18 protein-coding genes are annotated in these 21,280 nt (G+C 57.4%); 6 read left to right on the forward strand and 12 right to left on the reverse strand.

Annotated elements, in window-relative coordinates:
* The 3 genes from yeiB to P3C52_RS03255 form a co-directional block, all read right to left on the reverse strand.
* Nucleotides 1–917, reverse strand: a 917-nt coding sequence (gene yeiB, locus P3C52_RS03245; protein WP_275553777.1) for a DUF418 domain-containing protein YeiB, incomplete at its 3' end; no start/stop codon positions are given.
* A gap of 27 nt (nt 918–944) precedes the next feature.
* Nucleotides 945–1,610: a GTP cyclohydrolase I FolE gene (gene folE, locus P3C52_RS03250; protein ID WP_275553778.1), complete on the reverse strand. Its 666-nt coding sequence runs from the start codon at nt 1,608–1,610 to the stop codon at nt 945–947.
* Nucleotides 1,611–1,745: 135 nt separating this feature from the next.
* A complete protein-coding gene (locus tag P3C52_RS03255) occupies nt 1,746–2,903 on the reverse strand; it encodes a YbfB/YjiJ family MFS transporter (RefSeq protein ID WP_275553779.1) in 1,158 nt (385 codons plus the stop codon).
* A gap of 106 nt (nt 2,904–3,009) precedes the next feature.
* Here P3C52_RS03255 and P3C52_RS03260 point away from each other — a divergent pair, with 106 nt between their 5' ends.
* Genes P3C52_RS03260 through fghA form a run of 3 tightly spaced genes read left to right on the forward strand, consistent with a single transcriptional unit; the run spans nt 3,010 to nt 5,896 of the window.
* Complete coding sequence (locus P3C52_RS03260) at nt 3,010–3,930, forward strand: LysR family transcriptional regulator (RefSeq protein ID WP_275553780.1); 921 nt, start codon at nt 3,010–3,012, stop codon at nt 3,928–3,930.
* On the forward strand, nt 3,917–5,041 hold the full coding sequence (locus tag P3C52_RS03265; protein WP_275553781.1) for an S-(hydroxymethyl)glutathione dehydrogenase/class III alcohol dehydrogenase: 1,125 nt from the start codon (nt 3,917–3,919) through the stop codon (nt 5,039–5,041). The genes P3C52_RS03260 and P3C52_RS03265 overlap by 14 nt, the downstream gene beginning before the upstream one ends.
* Nucleotides 5,042–5,053: 12 nt before the next feature.
* A complete protein-coding gene (gene fghA, locus P3C52_RS03270) occupies nt 5,054–5,896 on the forward strand; it encodes an S-formylglutathione hydrolase (RefSeq protein WP_275553782.1) in 843 nt (280 codons plus the stop codon).
* Between the two features lie 29 nt (nt 5,897–5,925).
* Here the strand turns inward: fghA and cirA are convergent, their stop codons facing one another.
* The 6 genes from cirA to P3C52_RS03300 all read right to left on the reverse strand — a co-directional run bounded on the left by cirA (nt 5,926) and on the right by P3C52_RS03300 (nt 13,144).
* The gene (cirA, locus tag P3C52_RS03275; RefSeq protein ID WP_275553783.1) at nt 5,926–7,872 is read right to left on the reverse strand and encodes a catecholate siderophore receptor CirA; all 1,947 of its coding nucleotides are present in this window, start codon (nt 7,870–7,872) and stop codon (nt 5,926–5,928) included.
* A 239-nt stretch (nt 7,873–8,111) separates the two neighbouring features.
* The gene (locus P3C52_RS03280; protein ID WP_275553945.1) at nt 8,112–8,903 is read right to left on the reverse strand and encodes an ABC transporter ATP-binding protein; all 792 of its coding nucleotides are present in this window, start codon (nt 8,901–8,903) and stop codon (nt 8,112–8,114) included.
* On the reverse strand, nt 8,900–9,982 hold the full coding sequence (locus P3C52_RS03285; protein WP_275553784.1) for an iron ABC transporter permease: 1,083 nt from the start codon (nt 9,980–9,982) through the stop codon (nt 8,900–8,902). Before P3C52_RS03285 ends, P3C52_RS03280 begins: the two co-directional genes overlap by 4 nt.
* Before the next feature lie 233 nt (nt 9,983–10,215).
* A complete protein-coding gene (locus tag P3C52_RS03290; protein ID WP_275553785.1) occupies nt 10,216–11,682 on the reverse strand; it encodes an amino acid permease in 1,467 nt (488 codons plus the stop codon).
* A 204-nt stretch (nt 11,683–11,886) separates the two neighbouring features.
* Nucleotides 11,887–12,753, reverse strand: coding sequence for a DNA-binding transcriptional regulator YeiE (yieE, locus tag P3C52_RS03295; RefSeq protein WP_275553786.1), 867 nt, complete (start codon nt 12,751–12,753; stop codon nt 11,887–11,889).
* A 10-nt stretch (nt 12,754–12,763) separates the two neighbouring features.
* Entirely contained in the window at nt 12,764–13,144 is a 381-nt protein-coding gene (locus P3C52_RS03300) for a YkvA family protein (protein ID WP_275553787.1), read from the reverse strand.
* Nucleotides 13,145–13,486: 342 nt separating this feature from the next.
* Here P3C52_RS03300 and P3C52_RS03305 point away from each other — a divergent pair, with 342 nt between their 5' ends.
* The 3 genes from P3C52_RS03305 to P3C52_RS03315 all read left to right on the forward strand — a co-directional run bounded on the left by P3C52_RS03305 (nt 13,487) and on the right by P3C52_RS03315 (nt 17,299).
* A complete protein-coding gene (locus tag P3C52_RS03305; RefSeq protein WP_275553788.1) occupies nt 13,487–14,545 on the forward strand; it encodes a YeiH family putative sulfate export transporter in 1,059 nt (352 codons plus the stop codon).
* Between the two features lie 55 nt (nt 14,546–14,600).
* The gene (nfo, locus tag P3C52_RS03310) at nt 14,601–15,458 is read left to right on the forward strand and encodes a deoxyribonuclease IV (protein WP_275553789.1); all 858 of its coding nucleotides are present in this window, start codon (nt 14,601–14,603) and stop codon (nt 15,456–15,458) included.
* 563 nt (nt 15,459–16,021) lie between these two features.
* Nucleotides 16,022–17,299: an amino acid permease gene (locus tag P3C52_RS03315; protein WP_275553790.1), complete on the forward strand. Its 1,278-nt coding sequence runs from the start codon at nt 16,022–16,024 to the stop codon at nt 17,297–17,299.
* Between the two features lie 71 nt (nt 17,300–17,370).
* Here P3C52_RS03315 and fruA read toward each other — a convergent pair whose 3' ends face one another.
* Genes fruA through fruB form a run of 3 tightly spaced genes read right to left on the reverse strand, consistent with a single transcriptional unit; the run spans nt 17,371 to nt 21,161 of the window.
* Nucleotides 17,371–19,077 (reverse strand): PTS fructose transporter subunit IIBC, encoded by a 1,707-nt coding sequence (gene fruA / locus P3C52_RS03320; protein ID WP_275553791.1) that lies wholly within the window; start codon nt 19,075–19,077, stop codon nt 17,371–17,373.
* A 16-nt stretch (nt 19,078–19,093) separates the two neighbouring features.
* Nucleotides 19,094–20,047 carry a 1-phosphofructokinase gene (gene fruK / locus P3C52_RS03325; protein WP_275553792.1) on the reverse strand — a complete coding sequence of 318 codons (954 nt, stop codon included), beginning with the start codon at nt 20,045–20,047 and terminating at the stop codon, nt 19,094–19,096.
* Nucleotides 20,028–21,161, reverse strand: coding sequence for a fused PTS fructose transporter subunit IIA/HPr protein (fruB, locus tag P3C52_RS03330; RefSeq protein WP_275553793.1), 1,134 nt, complete (start codon nt 21,159–21,161; stop codon nt 20,028–20,030). The genes fruK and fruB overlap by 20 nt, the downstream gene beginning before the upstream one ends.
* Nucleotides 21,162–21,280: the final 119 nt, after the last annotated feature.

Below are 21,280 nucleotides of genomic sequence, written 5' to 3' on the forward strand. Positions count from 1 at the left end.
CGGCCAACACAGCAGACTGCGTGGGTAAGGCGCAGTTTGGCCAGCTGCGGCCAGAAGCCGAAGCAGAGCGCGGCATAGCCGAGCGCGATAAGCGGCGCGGCCAGGTCGCGCGGTGCCTGTAAATAGAAAGCGGTCCAGCGAAACGCCCAACCCAGATGCCATTGCAGCAGCGTCGCGGGCAACTGGATCAGCCAGCCGATGGTTAACAGCACCAGTGCCGTGCGGCGATAGTGACGGCGGCTAAAGGCGCCCTGTAGCCAGCCGTTGCGCATCAACGCGCCGCCGATCAGCATCAGTCCCGCCAGTTGCCAGCCATACTGCGCGCCCAGCGCCAGCAGCATCGACGAGAGATGATCGAGCCGGTTTTGCACCGCTTCCGCGCCGCCGTTCAGCTTCCAGAACATTTCATACTGAATATCCGCGGCGCCGGGCAGCCAGGATCGCGCCGGTTCAGGCGAGGAGATCAGGCCAAACAGCAGCAGCACGCCAACGCCCACCAGATAAAGCATCACGCCGGTGTTAAACAGCGATCGCGTCGAGGGCACATCACGGATCATGCGCCAGGCAATCAGGCCGATAATGCCGTAAGCCAGCAGAATATCCCCTTCCCACAGGAAGATGGCATGGATAAAACCGAAGATTACCAGCCAGCTCAGGCGCGCCTGTAGCCAGCGTTTTCCGCGCGGCAACAGCATTTGCAGGCCCGCGCCGAACAGCAAGGCAAACAGCGAGAGAAATTTACTCTGCGCCAGCAGATCGAGCAGCGCCCAGCTCAGCGCGTCGCTGAAGGCGGGCTGGCCCTGCCAGGCGGGATTCAGGTAGGCGGCGGAAGGCAGGCCGAAGCCGCTGATGTTCAGCAGCAGGATACCGAGAATGGCGAGACCACGAATAAAATCCAGCGTGATATTTCGTTGCATGCCGGTTCCTGCCGCCGTCAGAGAGGATTAGTTATGGCGCACCGCGCGTAAAAATTCCTGACGCGTGTTCTGGCTCGACTTAAACAGGCCGCCCAGCGAAGTCGTGGTGGTGGCGCTATTGGCGTCGCGAATGCCACGCGCTTTCACGCAGTAATGCACCGCGTCAATGGAGACCGCCACGTTATTGGTGCCGAGCAGCGTCTGCAACGCGATCAGCACCTGCTGGGTCAGTCGCTCCTGCACCTGCGGGCGCTGAGCAAAGAACTGCACGATACGGTTGATTTTCGACAGGCCGATCACTTTATCTTTCGGGATATAAGCTACGGTCGCTTTGCCGTCGATGATCACGAAATGGTGTTCGCAGGTGCTGGTCAGGGTAATGTCGCGCACCGTTACCATCTCATCCACCTTCATCTTGTTTTCGATAAGGGTGATTTTCGGGAAATTAGCGTAGTCCAGACCGGAGAAGATTTCATTCACATACATCTTGGCGATGCGATGTGGCGTTTCCATCAGGCTGTCATCTTCCAGATCGAGATTAAGCAGCTGCATGATTTCTGTCATATGTCCGGCAATCAGCCGTCTACGCGTTTCGTCATCCATTTCACGCACGGGCGTACGTAACGGGGTTTCCAGTCCACGCGCAACCAGCGCTTCGTGAACCAGAGCGGCTTCATGACTTAACGTCGCCATCTGATGTTTCTCCAGCAGGTGTAACAACCGATAATCGCCAACACGGTCGTTATCGGGGTAATAATCTGAGGGCGTATTCTGAAGCACTCCGCCCGGTTTATCCAGTGAATACGCGTAATGGCTGCTGAAATCCCTTCATACAGCGCGCCGCCAGACCAGCGCGCCCGCCAGCAGCAGCGCGGCGCCAGCTACATAGAGCGCCGGATCGAGCCGGTGCCACAGCAGTGTGGAGACCGACGAGAGCAGCGGCCCCGCCAGCTGGCCGACGGCGTAGCCGGTGGTCAGCAAACCGGCCAGGTAACGCACATGCTGCGGCGCCAGTTCGCGACCATATTGCAATGTCAATTGCACCACGCACAGAAAGCCGCCGCCAGTCAGCAACGCGCCCAGCGCCAGCCCGCCGATACCCGGCAGCAGCCCGCCGAGAAAGACGCCCAGCGCCTGCAACCAGAGCGCAATTGCCAGCCGGCAGTGGCTGGCGCCCAGCCGTCGGGTCAGGATACCCAACGCAATCCCCGCAACCGCCGCGCCGCCAAAGATCGGCCAGATATACTGCGCAAACGGGCTGTGTGGAAAGCGCGACGCCGCCAGTTGAGAAAGAAAAGTGGCGGGCAGAATATAGCCGAAGCCCGCCAGACTGTAGCTCCAGACCAGGCGCTTCAGATTGCCGTTCAGCACCAGCGGCGCGGGCGCCGTTTCAGGCCGGTGCAGTTCGCCCTGGCGCGGCAGGTTAACGGCAATCGCCGCCACCAGTAGCAGCGCCGCGGCGCCATAGGCCAGCCACGCGGCGGCGGCCGAAACCTGGTAGCCGTTCAGTAATACCGCCAGCAGGCCGCTGAGCGCAATACCGACGCCCGGCCCGGCAAAAACCAGCGCCGACAGGCCAGGCTTGCCGTGGCGCTGGAGCTGTTCACTGCTCCAGGCCGCCACCAGCACCATCGCCCAGCCGCTGGCCCAGCCGATAAAAAAGCGCGCCGCGCCGTGCAGCCAGGGGCCATGCAACACGGCGGAAAGCAGTGTCAGCGCCACCGCGCCCCAGACACCGCAGCGCAGACGCAACTCGACCCGCTGGCGGGCGCGCATCGCATCAAACGAGCCACACAGATAGCCGAGATAGTTAAGCGCCGCCACCAGGCTGGCGCTGGTCAGCGTCAGCTGATGTTCTGCGATCATCAGCGGCACCTGCGGCGTAAAGGCAAAACGTCCAATGCCCATCGCCACCACCAGCGACAGTAGCGCGCTGAGCGCAATGCGCCCTGCTCCCGGCGCGGTTCTATCGCGAAGATTCTGCATGCTTAATATCATCTTATCTGTTTTAGCGGTTGCACCCATCTTGCCTGACGTTTAAACTCACGGAAAGTGAATACTTATAACCAACTTCCTTACGGTAAGAGAACAGATGGATTTAGTCCAGTTACGTATGTTCTGTTCGGTGGCGGAAACCGGATCGGTGGCGCGTGCCGCCGAGCAGCTGCATCGCGTACCTTCCAACCTCACCACGCGTCTGCGCCAGCTTGAGCAGGAGATTGGCGTCGATCTTTTCATTCGTGAAAAGCAGCGCCTGCGTTTGTCGCCGATGGGCCATAATTTCCTTAACTACGCCCAGCGCATTCTGGCGCTGAGCGACGAGGCGTTAAGTATGGCGCGCACCGGCGAACCGGGCGGCAATTTCGCCCTCGGCTCGATGGAAAGTACCGCCGCCACGCGGTTGCCTAACCTGCTGGCGGCCTATCATCAGCGTTATCCGACGGTGGCGCTGTCGCTGATCACCGGCACCTCCGGCGAGATTATTGATCGGGTGCGTGAAGGCACGCTGGCGGCGGCGCTGGTCGACGGGCCGGTAAACTATGATGAGCTGAACGGCTGCATCGCCTTTCGCGAGCAGATGATGCTGATCTCCAGCGCCGATCATGCGCCGATCCACAGTGCGGCTGATGCCAGCGGCGATACGGTATTCGCCTTTCGCACCAGCTGTTCCTATCGTTTGCGACTGGAGGAGTGGTTCCGCGCCAGCAATGTGCAGCCGCACAACATTATGGAGATCCAGTCCTATCACGCGATGATGGCCTGCGTCGCCAGCGGTGCAGGCGTGGCGCTGATTCCGCAGTCGGTGCTGGCGCAAATGCCCGCCCGCGAGCGGGTGCAGGCGCACGTGCTGCCGCCGAAGTTTGCCGATACCGCCACCTGGCTGCTCTGGCGGCGCGATGCGTTTACGCCCAATGTGGAAGCGCTGAAGTACCTGATTATTGAACAATTTGATGACAAACCCGTTAACGATGAACTGATTCATCCCCTGGAGCTGATAAATGGAAATGATTAAGACCCGTGCCGCCGTTGCCTGGGCCGCAGGCGAACCGCTGAAAATCGAAGAAGTGGATTTAATGCCGCCGCAAAAAGGCGAAGTGCTGGTGCGCATCGTGGCCACCGGCGTTTGTCATACCGATGCCTATACGCTGTCAGGCAAGGACCCGGAAGGCGTGTTTCCGGCAATCCTCGGTCATGAAGGCGGCGGCATCGTGGAAGCGGTGGGCGAAGGCGTGACCAGTGTGGCGGTGGGCGATCATGTGATCCCGCTCTATACGCCGGAGTGCGGCCAGTGCAAATTCTGTCTCTCTGGCAAAACCAACCTGTGCCAGGCAATCCGCACCACGCAGGGCAAAGGTCTGATGCCGGACGGCACCACTCGCTTCTTCAAGGACGGCAAGCCGATTTTCCACTATATGGGCACCTCTACGTTCTCTGAGTACACCGTAGTGCCGGAAATCTCGCTGGCGAAAATCAGCAAAGAAGCGCCGCTGGAAGAAGTATGTCTGCTGGGCTGCGGCGTAACGACCGGCATGGGCGCGGTGATGAATACCGCCAAAGTGAAGGAAGGCGATACCGTGGCGATTTTCGGCCTTGGCGGTATCGGTCTGTCGGCGATTATCGGCGCGAAAATGGCGAAAGCGGGCCGCATTATCGGTATCGATATCAACACCAGCAAGTTCGATCTGGCGCGCAAACTGGGCGCTACCGACCTGATTAACCCGAAAGATTATGACAAACCGATTCAGGAAGTCATCGTGGAGATGACCGACGGCGGCGTAGACTTCTCATTCGAGTGCATCGGCAATGTAAACGTAATGCGTTCGGCGCTGGAGTGCTGCCATAAAGGCTGGGGCGAGTCGGTGATTATCGGCGTAGCGGGCGCGGGCGAAGAGATCTCCACCCGTCCGTTCCAGCTGGTGACCGGTCGCGTCTGGCGCGGCTCCGCCTTTGGCGGCGTCAAAGGCCGTTCGCAGCTGCCAGGCATCGTGCAGGATTACCTCGATGGCAAGTTCCAGCTGAATGATTTCATTACGCATACCATGCCGCTGGAGGAGATTAACGAGGCTTTCGACCTGATGCACGAAGGCAAATCGATTCGCTCCGTGGTGCATTTCAGTAAGTAAACGGGAGCTATCATGCCAACAACGCTGGAATTACTGGAAGAGCATCGCCTGTTTGGCGGCTGGCAGCAGCGCTGGCGCCACCACTCGTCGGTGCTGGGCTGCAATATGACCTTTGGCATCTTTTTGCCGGGGCCAAAAGGGGATACCCCGCCGCCGGTGGTCTGGTGCCTGGCGGGCCTGACCTGTACCGATGAAAACTTCGCCGTTAAGTCCGGCGCGCAACGCATTGCGGCAGAGCTGGGGCTGGTGCTGGTGATGCCTGATACCAGCCCGCGCGGCGACGAAGTGCCAAACGATGAGGCGTACGATCTGGGCCAGGGCGCCGGGTTCTACCTGAACGCCACCCAGGAGCCGTGGCGGCACAATTTCCATATGTACGATTACCTTAATGATGAGCTGCCGGCGCTGATTGCCGCCAGCTTTAAAATAAGCGATCGTCAGGCGATTATGGGCCATTCCATGGGCGGCCACGGCGCGCTGATGCTGGCGCTGCGTAATCCGCACCGATTTGCCTCCGCCTCTGCCTTTGCGCCGATTGTTAATCCCAGTTCAGTGCCCTGGGGACAAAAAGCGTTCCGCGCCTATTTAGGGGAAGATGCTGAACAATGGCAGCAGTATGACAGCTGTCTGCTCATGCAGCAGACACAGGCGCAGCTGCCGATCCTGATCGATCAAGGTGACAGCGATCAGTTCCTGGCCGATCAGCTCCAGCCTGAACGGCTGAAAGCCGTAGCGCAGCAAAACGGCTGGCCGCTGACGTTGCGCATCCAGCCGGGTTACGATCACAGCTATTTCTTTATCGCTTCATTCGTTGAGGATCACCTGCGCTTTCACGCGCAACATCTGCTGGCATAAAAAAGGGCGGCCTCGGCCGCCCTTTTTCATCAGAAGCTGTAATCCATCGCCAGGAAGTAGCGGCGTCCATCCTCATTAAAGCCGTAGTCATCGCGGCTGAAATCTTTATCCAGCAGATTCTGCACGCCCGCGCGCAGCTTAACCGCTTTGGTGGCCTGCCAGCTGGCGCCGCTGTTCCACAGCACGTAGCCGCCCGGCGTCACGCCATCGTTATTCAGCGTACGACGTTCACCGGAGTAGTTGGCCTGCAGATAGACATTCCAGTCATCCACCGGCGTCCAGTCGAGCGTGCCGTTGGCGGTATGCAGCGGCAGCTCACGCAGCGGTTTGTTGCCGCCGTTGCTCAGATCGCGTCCGTCGCTGTAGGTATAGTTCAGCGTCAGTTTCCAGCGATCGGTCAGCGGCACCTTCAGTTCGGTTTCCAGCCCGGTAATACGCGCCTTGTTAACGTTGTAATAGCGGAACACCGGATTACCCTCATCATTGACGCCAACATAGTTGCTGTAGCCCGGCGCCAGCGCCTTGTCCGAGGTGCGCGAAATGCTGATCATGTCATCAACGTTATTCTGAAAGGCAGTGATGCTGCCGGTCACGCCATCCAGCCAGCCTTCGTCGCCGCGCCAGTAAAGGCCCAGCTCAAAGCTTTCGCTGGTTTCCGGCTTCAGATCCGGGCTGCCGACCACCGCGCAGCTGCCGCGACAGGAGTTGCTCTGCCAGTCAGGGCTGAGCTGCAGCAGCGAAGGTGCTTTAAAGGCGTTGGCCCAGCCGCCTTTTACCGTCACATTATCGGTGGCGTTCCAGACCAGGTAGAGACGCGGGCTCCAGTGATCGCCGTAGGTTTCATGATCGTCCATACGCACGCCGCCGGTCAGCGCCAGCGACTCCAGCAGCCGCCACTCATCTTCAACAAACAGCGCGTACTGGCTGGCGGAGGTGCTGCCGCTGCCCTTCAGGTTTACCGCATCGCTCAGCTTATCGTGTCGCCACTCGCCGCCGACGGTCAGCAGCTGGTTAATATCCATCAGCGGCAGCACCAGCTTGCCGTCGAGGCTGTTATTGCGCGAGGTAATGGTTTTGCTGGTGTAGTTATCCACTTTATCGCCGTAGAAGCGCAGCTCCGTATTGCCAAAGTCCCAGCGCCCGTTATGGCTGATGCTGTAGTTCTGGCGCTCAAGACGATTTTTATCCAGCGAGTCGGAGTCGCGATCTTGCCGATCGAAGCCGTAACCCAGGCCGATCTCCTGGTTATCAGTCGGCGTCAGGGTAAATTCGGCATTGCCGTTGCGCGTGGTGTAACCTTCGATGCGCGCAGATTCGCCGTTGGCGGGCGCATCATCTTTTTCGCGCTTGCCGAGGTTGCCGTAGACTTTTACGCCGAGCAGGTCGTCAATCAGCGGCCCGCTGGTAAAGAAGTTGCCGTTGTAGCTATCACCGCGATCACGATGCTCCTGAATAGTGGTGTCAGCACTCAGGGTGCCGTGCCAGGCCTTGCCTACTTTGCGGGTGATAATATTCACCACGCCGCCCAGCGCATCGGACCCGTACAGCGAGGACATCGGGCCGCGCACTACTTCGATACGTTCGATGGCATCAACCGGGATCCAGTTAAGGTCGAAGTCGTTATGGCGGAAGACTGCATTGCGTGAGCTGACGCGCTTGCCGTCAATCAGGATCAAGGTGTAGCTGCTGTCCAGCCCGCGCAGGCTGACGCCCTTACGGTTATCCCCTTCGTCGGTCAGCTGGACGCCCGGCACTTCACGTAATACATCACGCAGGTTTTGTACCGGTTTACGCTTAATCTCTTCACTGGTGATAACGCTAATGCTGGCTGGCGCATCCTGTAAGTTAATTTCATTCGCCGAGGCGGTTACCACCATCGTATCGCTGGCATCTTCTCCAGCGGCATTAACAGGCAGCGTCACGGCCAAAACGGACGTAAAAATACCGGCCCGCATTACACCATTTAAGCGAAACATATTCTCTCCATGAGGTCAAAGTAACAAGGTTTAAAATGTGTCGCTCACATTGAAAGGGGTGATAAAGCATCCCCAAAAAATTATTTAACCGTTATTTAAACGGCGGCCGCTTGATTAAATTTTACGGCCTTATTATGTCGATTATTTATAAAGCGCCAGCGCTTATTATCCACTGACGGCTTAAGGTTATATTTATTTAACTGCTGATGGATTAAGGGCGGCGCAGGCCGCTCCGTTGGTTACAGGCTCGGCGCCGTTACCAGCCCGTCAATTAACACCTGCGGCGTTCCCTGCGAGCAGCGCTCAATGCGTCCGCGTACGCCGTAAACTTCAGCGAGGCTTTCCGCAGTAATCACCTTTTCCGGTTCGCCATCGGCAATTAACCTGCCCTGCTGCAGCATTAATACATGTTCCGCATGGCGCAGCGCGATATTAATATCATGCACCACCACCACGGTAACAATATTCCGCAGGCGCGTTTCACGGCGAACTAAATCCATTACGTGAAACTGATAGTTTAAATCCAGCGCGCTGAGCGGCTCATCCAGTAATAGTAATTCCGGGCGACGAATTAATGACTGCGCTAATCCCACCAGCTGTTTTTGTCCGCCGGAAAGCTGATCGAGATAGCTTAACGCCAGATGCGCAATGCCCAGCTGCTCCAGCAGCGTCATCACTTCCGCTTCGCTGGCAACGCGGCTGCCATGACTGCCGGAGGCGCGCTGGGCGACGATGATCGACTCCAGCACGTGCAGATGGACGCCCGCCGGCAGCGACTGCGGCAGATAAACCACCTTTTGCGCGCGCCGCACAAAAGGCTGCACCATCAGCTCTTCGCCGTTAAGCCACAGCTCGCCCTGCGCCCGGTTTAAGCCGGCCAGCGAGCGCAGCAACGTCGATTTACCGCAGCCGTTCGGCCCCAGCAGCACGGTAATTTTGCCGCGCGGCAGCTGCGGCACGTTAAGATTTTCAATGACCTTGCGCTTCGGATAACCGGTATGAAATGCGCGGATCTGTAAGCCTTCCATCAGACATTCCCCCGATGACGCAAAATAATAGTCAGGAAGAACGGCACGCCAACCAGCGAGGTGACGATGCCGACCGGAATAATAATGCCGGGGATCAGGTTTTTCGAGGCAACCGACGCCATCGACAGCACCAGCGCGCCGGTCAGGGCGCTGGCAGGCAGGTAGAAGCGATGATCTTCACCAAAAATCAGGCGCGAAATGTGCGGCGCCACCAGGCCGATAAAGCCAATCGGCCCGACAAAGGCTACCGCCAGCGCTGAGAGAATGCTGATGCGCAGCAGCGTGCCCAGACGCAGGCGACGCACATCGATGCCGAAACTGATGGCGCGATCTTCGCCGAGGCGCAGCGCGGTCAGTTTCCAGGAACTCATTAAGGAAAACGGCAGCAGCAGCAATACCGCCGCGCTTAAGATCCCCAGCTTTTCCCATGAGGCGCGCGCCAGGCTGCCCATCGTCCAGAAGACCAGGCCCTGCAAGGTATCTTCGCTGGCGATAAATTGCAGCATCGACACCAGCGCGTTAAAAGTAAACACCAGCGCAATGCCAAACAGCACTACGCCAGAGGTAGCAACCCGCGTCCAGCGCGTCACCGCGTCCAGCATCAGGGCAGCAAACAGCGCAAAGATAAAGGCGTTGCCGGAAACAAACCACTGGTCGGGAATGCCGGGAATGCCGATGCCGAGAATAATGGCCAGCGCGGCGCCGAAGGCAGCGGCAGAGGAGACGCCAAGCGTAAAGGGGCTGGCGAGCGGGTTATTTAAAATGGTTTGCATCTCTGCCCCGGCGAGGCCGAGCGCCAGGCCGACCACGACCGCCATCAGCGCGTAAGGCAGCCGGATTTCCCAGACGATCACGCGCGTTCCGGCATCGACGCTGTCCGGCTGCAGCAGCGTATGCCACAGCGTATCCAGCGTCAGGCCAGAAGGACCGAGGGTAAAGTCTAAGATTAGCGAAGCCAGAATGGCCACCAGCAGCACGCCCATCAGCATCAGACGATGCCGTAAAAGCTGGTGGTAGCGTCCCATTACCTGCTCAGGCGCTTTGGCGCTGGCACAGGAAGCGGAATCAGGTGTTACACTCATGTTAAATCCTGTCAATATTTCAGTCGCGGGCGCGGCATCGGTTGCCTGCCTGACGGCGCAACAACGCATGGAACGCTGCCCTTCCCCCGCCGTCATCGTCGCTTTCTGACGTTAAGGGCTCGAACAATAGAACAAATGATAATGGTTATCAATGCAATTTGTAACAACTTTGCCGCATAGCAAAAAGGCGCGACCTGAGTCGCGCCTTTATTTTACCAGTCTCTGTTTAACCGTTACTTACCGAAACGCGGAAACTCCATGTCCTTGTAGCGGACAAAACGGCTGCGACGCACCAGCTTGTAGCCAAACCAGATAACCAGGAACAGCGGAATACCGATATAGGTAGCGGCCACGCCGTACCAGTCAATTTTATCGGCCAGGAACGCCTGGTAGTTCTGCCCCAGGGTAATGATCAGGCAGAGAACAAAGGCGAAGATCGGCCCCAGCGGGAAGAAACCGGACAGATAAGGCAGATCCGCCAGATTATGTCCCTGCGCCACATAGCCGCGACGGAAGCGGTAGTGGCTGATGGCGATGCCAAGCCAGGCGATAAAACCGGTCATGCCGGAGGTGTTCAGCAGCCACAGATAAACCTGCTGGTTGCCGAATTTGGAGGTCAGGAAGCAGAGCGCCGCCACCACCGTGGTGGCATACAGCGCGTTACGCGGCACGCCGTTTTTCGACAGTTTGGCGAAAATACGCGGCGCTTTGCCTTCGCTGGCAAGAGTGAACAGCATACGCGTGGAAGCGTACATGCCGGAGTTGCCCGCCGACAGTACCGCCGTCAGGATCACCGCGTTCATGACCGCCGCCGCTGACAGCAGGCCGGCATGCTGGAACACCAGCGTGAACGGGCTGACGCTAATATCTTTCACGTCGTTGCGCAGCAGGCTGGGATCGGTATAAGGGATAATCAGGCTGATAATCAGAATGGCGAAGATATAGAACAGCAGAATACGCCAGAACACCTGACGCACCGCGCGCGGAATGTTTTTCGCCGGATCTTCTGATTCGCCCGCCGCAATGCCGATCAGCTCCGTGCCCTGGAAGGAGAAGCCGACAATCATCGCCACGCCGATCATCGCGGAGAAACCGCCAGCAAAAGGCGCCTCGCCAATCTGCCAGTTTTCCCAGCCGGCGTGATCGCCGCCGCGCAGAATGCCGACAATCATCAGCACACCGACGGCGATAAAGATAATCACGGTGGCCACTTTGATCAGCGAGAACCAGTATTCCGCTTCGCCAAAGCCTTTTACCGAAATGTAATTCAGCAGGAACATCAGGCCGAGGAACAGCGCGCTCCAGATCCAGCCCGGCGTATCGGGAAACCAGTAACTCATCACCAGCTGTGATGCCACCAGGTCAACGGCGATAGTAACCGCCCAGTTGTACCAGTAGTTCCAGCCAAGCGCGAAGCCAAAACCCTCTTCGACATATTTGGCACCATAGGTGGAGAAAGAGCCGGAAACCGGCATAAAGGCCGCCAGTTCGCCGAGGCTGGTCATTAAAAAGTAAACCATCAGCCCGATCAGGGCATAGGAGAGTAGCGCACCGCCAGGCCCCGCCTGTGAGATGGTCGCGCCTGAAGCGACAAAAAGCCCGGTGCCGATAGAGCCGCCGATAGCGATCATTGTCAGATGACGCGCCTTCAGCGCACGCTGCAACCCAGGTTGTTGTGTTGTTTTTTTATCCTGAACCATATTTAAACGCTGTAAAAGGGGTGAAAAGAGGCGCGATTGTAGCAACTCGACCGGTCAAGTATAGTAATAACCCGCCGTTATAAGTTACCTTCATGATCCACGCCAGATTATTAGCAACATCGCCCCGGGCTTTACGCCGCCGCATTTAAAGCCGTTCAGCCTTTTCGCCGGACGCGGTTGCCAGCGAGAAAAACGGCGCTGCGCTTATTCGCGGCAGTAGCTGAGAAAGCGCGTCAGCGCCTTTGAGATATGTTTTTGCCGGTGATGAATACGATAAAGCGTACGCGAGAGCGTCGGCAGCGGAATAGCAATCTCAACCAAAGAGCCGGTCTCCAGCTGCTCGGCGATAACCCGCCGCGACAGACAGCTAATGCCCATGCCGTGCCGCACCGCGTGCTTGATGGCTTCCGAATTGCCCAGCTCCAGCGCCAGCTGAAACTGCGGCAGATGCGACAACAGCAGATAATCAACAATTTCCCGCGTGCCGGAGCCCTGCTCGCGCAGGATCCAGGGCGCGGCGGCCAGGCTTTCCAGGGTCACTGGTTGCTGGCGTAACGGCGTATCCGGCGCGGCAAACACCACCAGCTCATCTTCCAGCCAGGGTTCGCTGACAATATCGCTGACGTGGCACGGCCCTTCGATCAGCCCCAGATCGACGCGAAAATCCGCCACCGCGTTAATCACATCCTGACTGTTGCCGACGCTCAGCTCCAGCGGCAGCTGCGGATAATCGCGCCGCCAGGCGGCGATCATGCCCGGCAGTAGATAGTTGCCGATGGTGCTGCTGGCATACAGGCGAATCGCACCGTTGTCCTCGCGGAACAGCTGCTCGATATCGGTCGCCTGCTCCAGCAGCCCTACCGCGCGTGGATAGAGCAGACGTCCATGTTCATTCAACACTAAACGTTTGCCGACGCGGTCAAACAGCTGTACGCCCAGCTGTCCCTCCAGATCGGCCAGCGCCGCGCTGACCGCCGACTGAGACAGTGAAAGCAGTTGGGAAGCCTGGGTGGTGGATCCGCTTTTCAACACTTCGGTAAACACTTCAATTTGACGCAGCGTAATATGCATCGATTTTCCTTTACGACATAAAATGTCTGACGCCCCACATCAGCAGCGCCAGCCAGAGCAGCAGCAGAATGACCAGCGCGCTGCGGCTAATTAATTTTTTACCCTGTTGCTGCCGCCTTTCCACTTTGGCGAGGCTGCGGGCGCGTACCTGAGCGGGCATGGCGCGCAGCAGCAGCATGACGCCCGACGGCACAATGACCGCATCGTCCAGCCATCCTACTAAGGGGATTACATCAGGGATCAGATCGATCGGGCTAAAGGTATAGGCTGCCAGCACGCCGGTAAACACTTTCAGCCACAGTGGTGCCTGCGGATCGCGGCAGGCAAACCATAACGTCAGGGCATCTTTCTTAATGAGCCGCGCCCAGCGGCGTAAACGATTAAACAGCATTCTTCTTCCTGTATTCCGTCTCGGCGCAGGCTGCGTAAAGCCTGTAGCCGCAGGCATAACCGTACCACGATTTACAAACCGCCATTATGAATAGCGGACTCACTTCGGCACATGACCAGCAATACGCGCTATCAACGCCGGGTTTAATGCACTGTACAGAATGGCTGAAAAACCGCGATTTTACCTGCAGGCAGGGTAAAAACTATCGGGCAGCAGGCTCCAGATTATCAATAACGTCTTTCTCACCTTATACTACTTATTTCGATTAATTATAAATATATAATCAATTTTACTTTTAAGCCAGCTAACAGGAGACTTGTCTCATCAGAGAGGAGTGTGACTATGGCTGAACTCATTTTTTCTAAATCACATCATCATCCGGGACGCTTTTTACCCGGACTGCTGCTGACCGGCCTGATTGCCGCCGCCGCGTTAATGCTCGGCAGCCAGCCTGCCGTCGCCGCATTGGGACTGAGTGCGCTGACGTTGGCGATTGTGCTTGGCATGCTGGTAGGTAACACCTTTTATCCGCGCCTCTATTCTGCCTGCGACAGCGGCGTGCTGCTGGCGAAGCAGCGCTTGCTGCGTTTGGGGATCATTTTGTACGGCTTCCATCTGACCTTTCAGCAGATCGCCAGCGTGGGCTTCAGCGGGATAATTATCGATGCGCTGACGCTCAGTTCCACCTTTCTGCTGGCCTGCTGGCTGGGACGCCGCTGGCTGGGGCTCGATCGCGAAACCTGCTGGCTGATCGGCGCCGGAAGCAGTATTTGCGGGGCCGCCGCCGTGCTGGCCACTGAGCCGGTCGTCAAAGCACAGGCCTCGAAAGTGGCGGTGGCGATTGCAACCGTGGTGCTGTTCGGCACGCTGGCGATATTTCTTTATCCCCTGCTGTGGCCGCTGGCGCAGCATCTCTTCCCGCAGCTGACCGCCACGCAGTTTGGCATCTATACCGGCTCCACCGTACATGAAGTGGCACAGGTGGTGGCGGCTGGCCATGCGATTGGCCCGGACGCGGAAAATGCGGCGGTCATCGCTAAAATGCTGCGCGTCATGATGCTGGCGCCCTTTCTGCTGCTGCTTACCGCCTGGATACAGCGTCAAAGCCCACAGATGGCGACACAGAAAAAAGCGTTGCCGTTTCCCTGGTTTGCCCTGCTGTTTATCGCGGTCGCGCTGTTTAACTCTTTTCATCTGCTGCCTGCCGACATGATTGCGCGTATCAACCAGCTCGATACGCTGCTGCTGGCAATGGCGATGGCAGCGCTTGGGCTGACCACGCACGTGAGCGCCCTCAGGAAAGCAGGTGTACGCCCGCTGCTGCTGGGATCGTTACTGTTTATCTGGCTGCTGCTGGGCGGCGGCGCGATTAACCTGCTGGTTCACCATTTTCTGCCTTAAGCGCATCAGGTATTATGGCCTGCCTGCTCAGGCGGGCCATTAACAGGAGAGACGCATGAAATTTATTGGCGCACATGTCAGCGCAGCGGGCGGTGTGGAACAGGCGGTGTTACGCGCCCATGAACTGGAAGCGACCGCGTTTGCGCTGTTTACCAAAAACCAGCGCCAGTGGCGGGCGGCACCGTTATCCGCGGCGACCATCAGCGCCTTTCGCAATGCCTGCGAAAAATATGGCTACAGCAGCGGTCAGATCCTGCCGCACGACAGTTTTTTGATTAACCTCGGTCATCCGCAGGAAGAGCCGCTGGAGAAGTCCCGCGCGGCCTTTATCGATGAGCTGCAGCGCTGCGAGCAGCTGGGCCTGACGCTGCTGAATTTCCACCCCGGCAGCCATCTTAGCCAGATCGATGAAGATGCCTGCCTGTCACGCATTGCTGAATCAGTGAATATCGCGCTGGATAAAACCACCGGCGTCACCGCGGTGATTGAAAACACCGCCGGTCAGGGCAGCAATCTGGGCTATCGTTTTGAACATCTGGCGGCGATTATCGATCAGGTGGAAGATAAATCGCGCGTCGGCGTTTGCATTGATACCTGCCATGCTTTTGCCGGTGGTTACGATCTGCGCAGCGAAGCGGACTGCGAGACGACCTTTGCCGAGTTCGATCGCATTGTCGGCTTTCGCTATCTGCGCGGTATGCACCTGAATGATGCGAAAAGCGCTTACGCCAGCCGCGTTGACCGCCATCACAGCCTGGGCGAAGGCAATATTGGCAAAACCGTGTTTAGCTGGCTAATGAAAGACAGCCGCTTCGACAATATTCCGTTGATTCTGGAAACCATCAATCCTGACATCTGGAAAGATGAAATCGCCTGGCTGAAATCGCAGCAGATTGCCGCTGTAAATCCTTAATCACATGGCGTGGCGCCGCCGTAAAGGGCAGCGCCACGCCAGATCCCCTTCTCCCGCTCGCGTTAATTAACCGGCTTTAATCGGTAACACCTCACTGCTGATAATACACAACTTTATAACCTCGCAACTTTATAGCAGCATAATTTATCATTTCTTTAGCGCAACTATTTCGTCAAAAGATAATAGAGCGTTACAACGATGTTTTCCGGACACGTTTTTAATTCCTTTCAGGCGGCTTTTCTGACGCAACATAGAGTAACTTCGAATAGAAACAGGCTTTTTCAGGATTATTAGCTGTGCTAATTAATAGGAAGGTAATTTTTTAAATTAAAGCATCGCGTTAAACAGGGATTATTGAACGTATTAAATTACTTAATTTAACAATTGCCTTTCTCTATTAACCGCTCGTTAAAGCATCCGCTTTATATAACCAATAAAAATTACGGGCCTGCAGATAAAGGTATCAGTATGCAAACACAAATCCTCCCCCGCCAAAATGTTACAGCATTGGGCTTTCTGGCAATTGTTCGTCGCGCCGGGCGAAATGTTCAGGAGGCATGGTAATGACCACTGAAACAACCTTAAATGCGGTGAAGCCGGTGGCGCGCGGTTGGTCGCTGAAGGATACGATCTGGATACTGAGCGTGTATGGCTCGACGGTCGGCGCCGGAACGCTGTTTCTGCCGGTAGAAATCGGCACCCGTGGCCCGATGGTGTTTTTTATGCTGTTGCTGCTGGGCTTCCCGCTGTCAATGGTGCCGCATGTATTAATCGGTCGCGTATTTATGCGCGATCATCAAACCGCCGATAAAAGCCTGCCGATGTTCGGCTCCTGTTTTGGCGCGAAAGGACGCCAGGCGATTAAAATCTATTTTTGTATTGCCCATTTTCCGGTGACGCTGGTGTACGGCATTTCACTGGTTAACGCGCTGGATAATCTCTTTACGGCACACCTGCATTTTGCCGCCATCAATCGGGGAATGTTGTCGTTTATTGTGGTGGCTTTTCTGTTTTTATTGCTGAGCAACGGGCGCGATAAAGTCGTTAGCACGCTGAGCGCCTTAGCGCTGCCGTTCGCGCTTACCGTGCTGGCAATCGCAATCATCCTGATCCCCGGCTGGCACCTGGCGAACTTTACCGATGCGCTGAAAGCGACCAATACCGCGCCCGCCGGAGAGACGATTAAAAATCTCTGGCTGACGCTGCCTTTGGTGACCTTTGCGTTTTGCTCTACGCCGATGATTTCGCCGCTCGCCTCTTACTATCGTGAGGAAGGCAACGGCGGCGAGCAGAAATCCGTGCTGGTTATTCGCCTGGCCTATGGGCTGATTTTCTTTAGCATCGTCTTCTTTGTGCTGAGCTGTATTTTAAGCATTCCTCATGACACCTTCGTTGAGGCGAAAGCGCAAAACCTGAATGTGCTGTCGGTGATGGAAGGCAACGGCGGATCAAATCTGATTTATTACATCGCGCCGCTTATCGCTATCCTGGGGATGACCAAATCCTTTCTGGGGGTCTGCCTGTCCGTAGCGGAAACCTTTACCACGCTGACCGGTGAAGTTATCGGCGCGAAAAGTGAGGCCGGCTGGAAGAAGGCCAAAGTTATCGCCTTCCTGATTATGTTCGCCGTCTCATTCGCGGTGGTTTACGTTAACCCGGATGTGATTACGCTGATTGAAACCGTGTGCGGGCCGCTGATAGCGATCTTCCTTTTCCTGATCCCCTCCTGGCTGATCTATACCCGCAAAGAGCTGCAGACGCTGCGCGGTCTCACCGCGATTGTCGTGCTGTTTGGCGGCCTGCTGACGGTTTCAGCCCTGCTGTATGGCATGTTCTTCTGATCGCTCAGCCCGTACAAGATAAAAAAATGCCAGCCCGCAGGCTGGCATTTTTATTGGTGTTCGCTGAAGGATCAGGCTTTCGCCAGCTCCGACTCAGGACGCTTCAGCACCGCATAAGCCACACCGGCCAGCAGCGTACCCACGGCAATCGCCAGCAGATAGCCCAGCACCGGCGTAATAGCGCCTGGGATCAGTAGCACAAACAGACCGCCGTGCGGCGCCATCAGTTTTGCGCCGACCATCATGGAGATGGCGCCAGTGACCGCGCCGCCGACGATGCAGCAAGGCAGTACGCGCATCGGATCGCGGGCCGCGAACGGAATCGCCCCTTCGGAAATAAAGCACAGCCCCAACACCAGCGCCGCTTTGCCGCCTTCCTGCTGCCCTTTGTTAAATTTCCGACGCGCCAGCAGCGTGGCAACGCCCATTGCCAGCGGTGGTACCATCCCGGCAGCCATAATCGCCGCCATCGGCGCGTAAGTTTGCGAACTGAGCAAGCCAACACCAAACGCATAGGCGACTTTGTTAATCGGGCCGCCCATATCGGCACACATCATGCCGCCCAGGATCGCGCCCAGCAGTACCGCATTCGCCGTACCCATATTACCCAGCCAATGCGTCAGGCCTTCCATGATCTTCGCGACCGGCGTACCCACCACATAAATCATCAGCAGACCGGTGATCAGGCTCGCCACCAGCGGAATGATCAATATCGGCTTCAACGCTTCCATACTTTGCGGCAGTTTCACCTTGCTGCTGAGGAACTTCGCGGCGTAACCGGCAATGAAACCGGCGATAATCCCGCCGAGGAAACCGGCGTTAATCGAACTGGCCAACATACCGCCGATCAAACCCGGCGTCAGGCCCGGACGGTCAGCGATAGAGAACGCGATAAAGCCCGCCAGCACCGGTACCATTAGCGCAAACGCGGTGCCGCCGCCAATCTGCATCAGCGCCGCCGCCAGCGTACCCTGCTCTTTAAAAGCGGTAATACCAAACGCAAAGGAGAGCGCAATCGACAGGCCGCCCGCCACCACCATCGGCAACATATAAGAAACGCCGGTCAGCAGATGGCGATAGGCGCCGGCGCGTTCTTTCTGATCGCCTTCGCTGGCGGCATTCGCCTGATTACCTTTCGGCTGATAAGGACGCGCTTCCGCCAGCGCCTTATCAAACTCCTGCGCGGTTTTCTTCAGCGCCAGGCCGGTTGAGGTGCGATACATCGGTTTACCAGCGAATTTCGCCAGATCCACCTCAATATCCGCCGCCACGATCACCAGATCGGCATCGGCAATTTCCTGCGGCGATATCGGGTTGCCCGCGCCAACCGAGCCGCGCGTTTCGACTTTTACCCACCAGCCACGCTTTTTCGCCTCGGTCTCAATGGCTTCTGCCGCCATAAAGGTGTGCGCTACGCCGGTCGGACAGGCGGTAACGGCGACAATGCGTTTAGCTTCCGCTGGTGCCGCCGCGCTGGCAGGCAGCGCAGTAACCAGCTCCGCCGCTGGCGCCTGCCAGGGCTTCGCTTCCGCTTTGGCCTGGTTGAGGAAGGCCTGCGGATTACGTACCGCCTGCGCCGCATCGCCCAGCCATACCGTCTTGCCGTTCAGCGCCGGATCGTTGGGCAGTTTGTTGCCCAGCACGATAACCAGTTCAGCATCAGCAGGATTTTCTACCAGCGTCAGGCCAGCATTGCCTGCCGCCGCCGTGATAAGTTGTTTTGCCACATAGCCGGAGGCCAGCCCCAGCGAAGGATCTGTAATCAGCAGCGTTTTCATTCTACCTCTCCTGCTGTCAGTTAAAGGGTTTCAGCTCGACACGCGCCATCATCGCGGCCAACTGGGTACGATCGGTAACGCCGACGTTGCTTTGGCTTACCGCCAGTGCAGCAACGGCGGTCGCCAGACGCAGCGTGTGTTCGCTTGATTCACGCATCAGCAGGCCGTAAATCAGCCCGCCGACCATGGAGTCGCCCGCACCAACGGTGCTGACCACTTCGCAGGCGGGCGGTTTAGCAATCCATTCGCCGGAGGCGTTAACCCACAGCGCGCCTTCCGCGCCCAGCGAAATCACCACGTGAGCGATGCCCTGTTCGCGCAGTGCATGGGCCGCTTCGATAACGTCTTCCAGGGTCGGCAGCTTGCGTCCGGCCCAGATTTCCAGCTCGCGACGGTTGGGTTTTACCAGCCAGGGCGCCGCTTTCAGCCCCGCCACCAACGCTTCGCGGCTGCTGTCAAAAATAATGCATGGACACTGGGCGCGCAGATCGCTCATCCAGCGGGTAAAGGCTTCTGGCGATACGCCCGCCGGCAGGCTGCCGCTGACGCAGACCATGTCGAACTGTCCCAGCCAGGTCAGTGAATCGGTGGTAAAGCGCTCCCAGTCCTGTGCGCTGACGTCAAAGCCGGAGAAGTTCAAATCGGTGACTTCACCATCTTTTTCGGTCAACTTGACGTTGATGCGCGTACGGCCCGAGACCACCTGAAAACGGTTAGCGATGCCCAGTTCACTGAACAGATGCTGAAAGCCATCCTGGTTCTCTTTGCCCAGGAAACCGCCGACGGTGACGTCGATGCCTAAATCTTTCAGCACTTTCGCCACATTGATGCCTTTGCCTGCGGCGTGCAGGCCGGTGGTTTTCACCAGGTTGACTTCGCCACGTTCGATTTCCGGGCAGTAACCTACCAGGTCATAAGCCGGATTTAACGTAATGGTTGCGACGCGTCGCTCATGCTGCCCCCTCGCCAAGGCCGCTGTTAATGGCCTCTTCAATCGCATTCAGCGCCTGCTGCGCATCTTCACCGCTGGCGGTAAAGCGCAGGCGATGTCCTTTTTTCACGCCCAGCGCCACTACCTTCATCAGGCTGCGTCCGTTGGCCGGTTTACCGCTGCCGTCGAGGTTCGTTACGGTGACATCACAGTTAAATTGCTTGATGACGCTGACCAGCGCAGTACCCGGACACGCGTGCAGTCCATGTTCATTACGAATGGTAAATTCAGCCGTCAGCACGTCGGCCTGCTCGTCAACTTCGCTGGTTAACAACGCCAGCACGCCTGCAGCATCCGCTTTCAGCAGGCGATCCGCTTTCTGTTTCACCAACAGATCGCTCAGGTAGTTCAGCACCTGCAACGGTTTATCATCGGCGACCGCCACGGTTACCAGCATTGCGGCCTGTTCGCCATCCACGTCAAAAGGCTGCGCGGCGCGGCTGACCGCGACGCCGCTGCTGAGATTGCCGTCGGTGCTATCGTTCAGCCAGATGCCCTGGCCGAGATTCAGCGGTTTCGCGCTGATGACCTGCGCAACAAAGCGCGCATCAACCGCACCAGCCTGTTGCAGACGACCGGCGTTTAACGCCTGCAGCGTCATCAGATCGCTGGCGTTCACGTCGGTGGCGATCAGGGAAGTATCGAATTTGAATTCGCTGCCCTGCTTCTCGCCCATCAGCAGACTACGTAGCGCTTCAGCAGAATCGGTGGTACGCAGCTGCGCGGCCACGTCGTCATCGCTCAGCACATGGGTTAACTGACGCAGCAGCGCCAGATGCTCATCGGAGCGCGCGGCGATGCCGATAACAACATAAGCGGTTTGCTCGTCGCCCCAGGCGATGCCCTGCGGGAACTGAAAGACCTGTACGCCGGTTTGCTGAACCAGATCGCGGGTGTCGGTTGTGCCGTGAGGAATGGCAATGCCGTTGCCCAGATAGGTTGAGGTTTGCTGTTCGCGAGCCAGCATGCCATTAACGTAGCCTTCGCCTACATTGCCAGCGGCAGTAAGCGCCGCAGCAACCTGGCGAATAGCCTCTTCTTTATTGCTGGCTGTTTGGCCTGGGTGAATAGCCTTGATATCGAGCTGGAACATAGTTCTCCTCTCCTGCCGAAATTGAATCGTTTCAGCTGTATTGAGAAAAAAAGCGTTATCCCATGCCAACTTTACTACCGAGATAACGCTGAAACGTTTCAATCAGTTTGGGACACGCT

It is taken from the genome of Mixta sp. Marseille-Q2659, from assembly GCF_940807255.1.
Lineage (GTDB): Bacteria > Pseudomonadota > Gammaproteobacteria > Enterobacterales > Enterobacteriaceae > Mixta.

Bases quoted from the DNA above. Each gene is read 5' to 3' on its own strand.
- yieE (WP_275553786.1), bottom strand. From the start codon at position 12,753: ATGCATATTACGCTGCGTCAAATTGAAGTGTTTACCGAAGTGTTGAAA.
- P3C52_RS03255 (WP_275553779.1), bottom strand. From the start codon at position 2,903: ATGCAGAATCTTCGCGATAGAACCGCGCCGGGAGCAGGGCGCATTGCG.
- fghA (WP_275553782.1), top strand. From the start codon at position 5,054: ATGCCAACAACGCTGGAATTACTGGAAGAGCATCGCCTGTTTGGCGGC.
- cirA (WP_275553783.1), bottom strand. From the start codon at position 7,872: ATGTTTCGCTTAAATGGTGTAATGCGGGCCGGTATTTTTACGTCCGTT.
- P3C52_RS03290 (WP_275553785.1), bottom strand. From the start codon at position 11,682: ATGGTTCAGGATAAAAAAACAACACAACAACCTGGGTTGCAGCGTGCG.
- P3C52_RS03260 (WP_275553780.1), top strand. From the start codon at position 3,010: ATGGATTTAGTCCAGTTACGTATGTTCTGTTCGGTGGCGGAAACCGGA.
- P3C52_RS03305 (WP_275553788.1), top strand. From the start codon at position 13,487: ATGGCTGAACTCATTTTTTCTAAATCACATCATCATCCGGGACGCTTT.
- P3C52_RS03300 (WP_275553787.1), bottom strand. From the start codon at position 13,144: ATGCTGTTTAATCGTTTACGCCGCTGGGCGCGGCTCATTAAGAAAGAT.
- P3C52_RS03285 (WP_275553784.1), bottom strand. From the start codon at position 9,982: ATGAGTGTAACACCTGATTCCGCTTCCTGTGCCAGCGCCAAAGCGCCT.
- P3C52_RS03315 (WP_275553790.1), top strand. From the start codon at position 16,022: ATGACCACTGAAACAACCTTAAATGCGGTGAAGCCGGTGGCGCGCGGT.
- nfo (WP_275553789.1), top strand. From the start codon at position 14,601: ATGAAATTTATTGGCGCACATGTCAGCGCAGCGGGCGGTGTGGAACAG.
- folE (WP_275553778.1), bottom strand. From the start codon at position 1,610: ATGGCGACGTTAAGTCATGAAGCCGCTCTGGTTCACGAAGCGCTGGTT.
- fruB (WP_275553793.1), bottom strand. From the start codon at position 21,161: ATGTTCCAGCTCGATATCAAGGCTATTCACCCAGGCCAAACAGCCAGC.
- P3C52_RS03265 (WP_275553781.1), top strand. From the start codon at position 3,917: ATGGAAATGATTAAGACCCGTGCCGCCGTTGCCTGGGCCGCAGGCGAA.
- fruA (WP_275553791.1), bottom strand. From the start codon at position 19,077: ATGAAAACGCTGCTGATTACAGATCCTTCGCTGGGGCTGGCCTCCGGC.